6 protein-coding genes are annotated in these 7,057 nt (G+C 32.4%); all 6 read left to right on the top strand.

Annotation, left to right across the window (positions count from 1 at the left end; all coding sequences use genetic code 11):
* The first annotated feature begins 312 nt into the window (after positions 1 to 312).
* Complete coding sequence (locus tag AKG39_RS17075) at positions 313 to 1,149, top strand: DUF6236 family protein (RefSeq protein ID WP_050741607.1); 837 nt, start codon at positions 313 to 315, stop codon at positions 1,147 to 1,149.
* A gap of 111 nt (positions 1,150 to 1,260) precedes the next feature.
* Positions 1,261 to 1,518 (top strand): hypothetical protein, encoded by a 258-nt coding sequence (locus AKG39_RS17070; RefSeq protein WP_050741606.1) that lies wholly within the window; start codon positions 1,261 to 1,263, stop codon positions 1,516 to 1,518.
* Between the two features lie 444 nt (positions 1,519 to 1,962).
* Entirely contained in the window at positions 1,963 to 4,206 is a 2,244-nt protein-coding gene (locus AKG39_RS17065; RefSeq protein WP_050741605.1) for a coiled-coil domain-containing protein, read from the top strand.
* Between the two features lies 1 nt (position 4,207).
* Positions 4,208 to 5,020, top strand: coding sequence for a LeoA/HP0731 family dynamin-like GTPase (locus tag AKG39_RS17060; RefSeq protein WP_164730797.1), 813 nt, complete (start codon positions 4,208 to 4,210; stop codon positions 5,018 to 5,020).
* Positions 5,021 to 5,051: 31 nt separating this feature from the next.
* Complete coding sequence (locus AKG39_RS20290; RefSeq protein WP_164730807.1) at positions 5,052 to 5,357, top strand: LeoA/HP0731 family dynamin-like GTPase; 306 nt, start codon at positions 5,052 to 5,054, stop codon at positions 5,355 to 5,357.
* A 191-nt stretch (positions 5,358 to 5,548) separates the two neighbouring features.
* Positions 5,549 to 6,886, top strand: coding sequence for a hypothetical protein (locus AKG39_RS17050; protein WP_050741603.1), 1,338 nt, complete (start codon positions 5,549 to 5,551; stop codon positions 6,884 to 6,886).
* Positions 6,887 to 7,057 lie beyond the last annotated feature (171 nt).

Raw genomic sequence — 7,057 nt, 5'->3', positions numbered from 1 at the left:
CAGTGATTAGAGAATATAAGCCCCAGTGCTAGGCACACTTAACTTATTGACTTAACTTATCGGGGACGATTCTTCCCGTTAACACATGGGACTGATGTTTTGTGCACCATCTTCTAACGGTGCCGGTCTCAACTTAACTTACTAAGTGCTGCGGGACGGGTGTTCCTGTCACTAACGTATAAGAATCCTAGTCTACCATTTAAATTTTAAAGAAATTGAAGCTGATCACTAAACTTACTAATGAATGACTATGCTTGTCAAAAAGATGCCTAATTCACTTTTAAAAATCTATATTTATAGGAGAGAAATTTTATGAGAGGAATAATAATATCACCACAATTTAAAATGGAGGGAGATGTATTTACTTTAATTAGTAGTAATATAGATCCAATAAAACTTAGACAATATTTATTATATTGGGACAAAATAGACTTTCCTGATAATAATATAGTGAGTATTGGTGGTTCACCCGAAATAGATTATTTGGAAAGCCAAGATATTTTATCGAGATCTAAAGTTACATTTGGATCTTGGCAAGGAAATATTGGATATGCTTTTGCTCAGATGCAATCTGCTGTTCTTCAAGAGAAGAATAAAACAGAAGAAGGCAGATGGTCTATTGCACAACCAAATAGTAAATTATTATTTCCAAAAGAGCTATGCACTGAAACAAAGTGCTTGGAAGTTGAGTTATATCAAAGCCTACCTATTCCTTCAAGTGAAGTTTCATTGAACGATGTTTTAATGTTTAAAGAACGACGTAAGGATGAATTAATGCATTTTAGGAGATTAATGGATGAGTTTTACTTAAGTATAATTAACTCAAATGATATACCAAGAACAAAAATAAAGATTATTGATGAAATACAGGGTAGTATCATAGCCTTACAGAGACTAATGAATGAGTCAAAATTCAAGAGACTATTAGGTAGTGTAAAAGTGGAATTAGATATAACAAATATTATAAAGGGCGGTATTTTAGGTGCAAGCACTGGTGCCATATTTGGATTTTCTCCTGAAATAGGAGCAGTTTTAGGTCTTGCTTCTTCTGCAATTAAAGTAAGTTATGAAAGTGTATTAGTTCCTAATTCTCTGCCAAAAGAATTAAAGGATTATGCTTATCTTTATTATGAACATAAGGAATTATGAAGAAAAGGTCTTTGGTGATACCTGCCACTTAACTTGTTATACAAAGGAGAATAAAAAATATAACAAATCAAACGTTTCTACGGAATAAAAGCTATTGAAAGGAATCGGAGTATGAAAACTAAGTCAGAAATTCTTGGATTAAATACAAAATTTGAAGAGCTAAATATACAGAATTTTCGAGAGGAATCTTTCAATAGCAATGTTTCGTTTCTTGATTTTGATGCTGTCATCATAAGCTCGAATTTTATTAGCAGTTCATATTCTGAATCATCAACCAGTCCTTATCAAAATAAACGTCTATTATCACAACATGCATCATGTCAAATCAAAGAAGACTTTGCTAGAATAAAAGAGCAATTAGTCGAATAGCACTGACGGTGCCAGGCACACTTAACTTATTGACTTAACTTATTAGTCTGAGAAGCGTGGGGGCATATCGTCCGTCACATTAAATTGTATACTGAATATTTATGTCAAGCAACATGCCTCTGTTGAGCGCGCAGCTGATGGCCTTAAAAAGGTTTACTGGTTAGGCCCCACACTGACGGTGCCAGGGTGCCAGGCACACTTAACTTATGGCAACTTTCCATTATACCCCAGAAGGTGGAAAAACTAATTTTAAAAACAGGCGGCACTTACGGCTTTGAAGTGCTGTACTAAACTCAAGGGGACGGAGATTTTGTGCACTCTGGCCGAGAAAAAGCCCGAAATGCCAAAGCATCAAAATGATGCTTTGGAGACCAGTTCGAAAGCGTAGTAAATGCGAGCTGTTTGGCGCCAGTACAACTGGTAATAAATAAAGGAGGTATTTTTTTGAAGACAAGTTCACCGAGTGATATTCATGCAACTATATTGAGCGAAATAAATAATCTCATTCACTCGTTAAAAACAGAAACAACTGACGATGAAATCAGAAAATCTCAAGAAGATGCCCAAAAAGAATTAGCGGATCTGCATAGAGAAGTAAAGCGTGCCCTTGAAAGCCTCCAGTTGAATGCTGAATGGGATGTTTTTAGTATTGCTTTTTATGGTGAAACCAACGCTGGGAAATCTACGCTTATTGAAACATTGCGTATTTTGCTTAAAGAACCAACTAAAGAAAAAGAACGAGAGGAATTTAAAAAGATTTATGATTCAACACAGGAAATTCAAAAGCAGCTTAAACAAGGGGAAAAATTACTTGAACAAACTAGCGAGGATTATCAATCAAAGATTATCGAATATGATGATAATCTTAACTCCATAAATTTAAAAAAAGCAGATATTGAAGCGCAAATTGACCAACTGAAAGAAAATATTGATGCTATTAAAATTCAGATAAAAGCCAAACGACAATCATCCATTACTAATTTCGTTAAGGGTCTTTTAGGAATATTAAATGAACAACAAGAATTTCAGATGTTTGTGAAAAAAAATTCAAGCTATCAATCGGATATCATATCTTTGGATGAAGAAAAATCAGAAGTAGAACACTTAAAGAAGAGTATACAAGAAGAATGGGATACAAAACTCAAGAGCATAAAAGTCTCTAACGAAAGGTCAGAAAAAGAAATTAAACAAATCTCAGGAAAATTATCAGAACATTGCGATGGTAAGATAATTGGTGATGGACACTCTGACTTTACTCGAAAAGTAACCACTTATCAGTTTGAATATTGTGGACAGAACTTTGCCTTGCTTGACCTTCCTGGAATTGAAGGTAAGGAGGATCTTGTTCTAAATGTGATTAATGACGCTGTACAAAAGGCCCATGCAGTATTTTACGTTAGCAGCAAACCTACGCCACCGCAAACAGGAAATAAATACAGTGAAGGTACGCTCGAAAAAATAAAAAAACATCTTGGGCAACAAACAGAGGTGTATTCTATTTTCAATAAGCGAATTAAAAATTACCAACAGTTACAACCTGGACTTATTAATGATGATGAAAAAGAAAGCCTGAAAGAACTTGATATGATTATGTGCGATAGATTAGGTGAACGATATGAAAAGCATATTGTTTTAAGCGCATATCCGGCTTTTCTTTCAATAGCTAATTGTTCACAAAACGATTTTGAGAAGGCACAGAAAAAATTTGTTGAGAAATTTAGCTCACAAGACAATCTTTTGCAGGCAAGTCTTGTGAAAAATTTTTGCGATTGGATTACAATAGACTTAGTCAAAAATTGTAAAGCGAAAATCAAAAAATCTAACTATAGAAAAATTAGCACTGCATTAATGCTTACAAGCTGTAAATTACATGAAATTCAAATGAGTTTGCATGATCTTCAAAAAAAACTCATTAAAACTAAAAAAGCAACAGATAATCAACTAGATGAAGCTGCTGAAATTCTGAAACATCAACTCGATACAGATGCTTATACGGCTGTAAATGAATTTATAGAACATTTGAGAAGAAATATTTACAATGATATTGATAAAGAGCTAAACAATGATGAATTTAAGAGCGCTTTTGAATGCAGGATAAATGAAGCTATAACTATATTAAGCACTGCTCTTAAAGAAAAATTTGATGTAACTATGGCTGAATTCACAAATGACGTTGCGGATATAATTGAAAAGTATCATCGTTACGTGTCGGAGTTGTTAAATGCCTACAAAAATTCGGCACAATTTGATTTTGATTTTATACCAAATATTGATATAAAAAGCGGTGTTAACCGTAATGGCACAATATCATCTATAATTCTTGGTATTGGGGGTGTCATAGTATGTTTTTTAAATCCAGCAGGATGGGTAGTTTTGGCATTATCAATTATTGGGCTTGTAATCAGTATTGGGAAGGGGGTATTGGAATTTTTAGATCATAATTATAGAGCTTCCCAGCAGAAAAAAGCTGCTAACGATAACATCGAAAAAATGGGTGATAAAATTTCAGAATCAGTAATAGCGAACCTTAAAGATGCGCATACCCCTTTACAAGAAGGTATAGCGGTTATAAAGGATGATTTGTTTAAATCTGTTAATCATATCAGATCGATAAATCAGGTTTTTCGCAGTGCAGAAACAAAGTTCGAATTATTAACTACAACAGTTGAAAAGGAAGGCGCAAATTAAAATGGAAACAATCAATGTATTTCAAATGAAACAAAAAAAAACAGTTGAAATTCTCAAAAAAACACTTGTTTTTTTGGAGGAAGGCAAACAATTTGGTATCGAAATTGACGAAAAACAGATAGAAAAAGTAAAAATCGGAATCAGTGCAACTGGCGATGAAAAACTTAAAGTCGCCCTGATCGGTGGGTTTTCAGAAGGTAAAACTTCAATCGCAGCGGCATGGTCTGAACACTATGACAAGTCAACAATGAAAATCAGTCAGAGCGAATCTTCCAAAGAAATAGTATTTTATTCTCTTGATGATATTGATTTAATTGATACTCCTGGCTTGTTTGGTTTCAAGGAAAGTGCAGATAAAGAAAAGTATAAGGACATAACAAAAAAGTATGTAAGCGAAGCTCATCTTGTTTTATATGTAATGAATCCAAATAACCCTATTAAGGAAAGCCACAAGGAAGAATTAGTATGGCTTTTTAAAGACTTGAATATTCTGCCACGTACTGTATTTGTAATAAGCCGTTTCGATGAAGAGGTCGATATTGAGGATAATGATGATTACGAGTATGGCCTTAAAATTAAAAAAGAAAATATATTAGGTCGTTTGAATGATTTCAGAATAATAAGTCCAGGTGAAGAAGTAAGCATTGTAGCAGTATCCGCCAATCCTTTTGAAAAAGGTATTGATTACTGGCTTGATCATCTTGAAGAATTTAAAAAGCTATCTCATATAAAATTATTACAAGAAGCAACAACAAATAAGATTAAATCAGCCGGAAACACAACTGCATTGATTCTATCTTCGGAAAGCTGTTAAACTTGCAAAGGGATTTAACAAAGCCCTACCTATTGTTGGCTCAGTCCTTGGCATTGGGATGGACCTGTGTGATAGTTATAATCAAATGAAAGAGGAAGAGAAATTTAAACTCGTTATCAATGGCGTGGTTTCAGAGTTAGAACAGCAAAGGAATGAATATTTAGGATTTATTGAAGATAATCAAGTATTCATTTCTCAATTTTTTCCCGATTATATAAAATTGTTAGAACAAATAGACATAATGAAAAATGAAATGGTGAAAAAAGAACAGCAACAGGAACAGTTTATACAATGGCAGAAAGATGGCGAAATCATTGAAGTTGATTTTAAGCTGTAAATCGAATACTATAAGCATACTGCTGGAGGATATAGAGAAAAGACCTGTGCCTGTCACTAACTTATAAACTTAATCTTGATGGTACTTGGTAGTGCGGCCGAGCCAGGTCGAAGCAAATAGTGAGTGTGAAGCCTACCGGGAACCGATGCCTGGCACACTTAACTAAAAATGAACTAAGGAGAAATTATTTTATGAAAAAGTATAATATTTTATACGATACGAACGCCATAATATACTTATTTGAGTTTAAAGAAAATAATATAACTAATGGAAAAATCGAAATGCAAAATTTATACAATTTAGCTAAAGAAAATAATGGTTTTGTCACTTCAGTAACATTGTATGAAATTCTCTATAAGTGTTGGTGCAATAATAGTTTTAATTGGGAAAACTGCAAAGATGAATTCAAAAAATATCTAATTTTCTTAAATAGAATGTTTATAAACAAGATCTGGTTAATAAATGATAGTATCCAAAAAATTGATATAAATGATCTATTTACTTGTGAGGAATACGTTATTAAGGAAATATTTAATAAAAAAATTCAAGGTGAAGTTGAATTTTTATATAGAATAATTTCAAATATTGGGATTTCTATCCAGAATTGTTTTGAAGACATTTTCGGCAGGAAAGTTGAGTTAGGTTATTATCTTGCTGTCACAAAAGAAAATGCAGAAATATTTAGACAAAAACTATATGATGTTTGTAACAGGAGACATGTTAAAGAATTAACTAACGAAGAAGTTGATAAAAAAATTGATAGAATTATATTTGAATATCTTTTTTTTAATTTGAAAATTCTTGCATGTAACTATGCTATTCCACAAAAAAAAATAGATGCATTGGAAGAAAATGAGAAAGCAAAATTCGCTGAATTAATTCATCATGTAGTTAATCCACATGATGAGAATTTTCAAAACAGTTTTCTGAAAAAATTTCATTCAATGAAAGAAAAGAATCCTAATAAAGATGATAATGAAATAATTAAAGAAATTGCTATAGAACTGAATCAGAAAGTACAGAATCTGAAGTATGAAGATATTAGCGATTTTATAGAAAAATTTGATAAAGATAAAAGCATTAGTATAGATGGTGAACAAGCAATTTTTCTTCAGATTTTTGATTCGCCAGATTGCAAATTTATTCAGGCACCAGAAAGTATGAATGGGTGTGGGGCACAGTACATAGTATGGTTGATAGCGAAATATAAGAAAAGATCTAAAAAAGATATATTAAGTAGAATATATAATGAATCGAATGAATTTTTCAAATGGTATCGTAATAATTATGAATACACTTATAGTGAAGGGAGTGAAAAATATTTTAAATTTTTTCTTCAACAATTTATTGAAAAAGGACGAAAAATATCAAAAAATGATGCGAATGATTATCTCATTGCAAGCGCTGCTGAATATTCACAAGAATTAGTTATAATAACTTTTGATAAATTAATGAAAGAGTATCTTAAACAAGAAAATAGATACTATGATGAAGAATTATATTCTTACATAGAGAAAAGAAGGTTATAACTCTATTAGCTGCGGTAGGCTATGCCTGCAAAACACGGTACCGGGGAAACCTCCAAAAACTAAATGATACAAGAAAAAGTAAAATATTGCTAACGTAGTTTGCAAAACACGTTAAAAAAGGCAGTGACGGTGCCAGGCACACTTAACTTATTGACTTAACTTATTGCGTTG

Source organism: Acetobacterium bakii, from assembly GCF_001263355.1.
GTDB classification, from domain to species: Bacteria; Bacillota; Clostridia; order Eubacteriales; family Eubacteriaceae; genus Acetobacterium; species Acetobacterium bakii.
Note: the sequence above shows the minus strand (reverse complement) of the source record. Positions and strands in the feature narration are given on the sequence as shown.

Coding starts and splice junctions, on each gene's coding strand:
- AKG39_RS17060 (WP_164730797.1), top strand. CDS start 4,208: ATGGAAACAATCAATGTATTTCAAATGAAACAAAAAAAAACAGTTGAA.
- AKG39_RS17070 (WP_050741606.1), top strand. CDS start 1,261: ATGAAAACTAAGTCAGAAATTCTTGGATTAAATACAAAATTTGAAGAG.
- AKG39_RS17075 (WP_050741607.1), top strand. CDS start 313: ATGAGAGGAATAATAATATCACCACAATTTAAAATGGAGGGAGATGTA.
- AKG39_RS17050 (WP_050741603.1), top strand. CDS start 5,549: ATGAAAAAGTATAATATTTTATACGATACGAACGCCATAATATACTTA.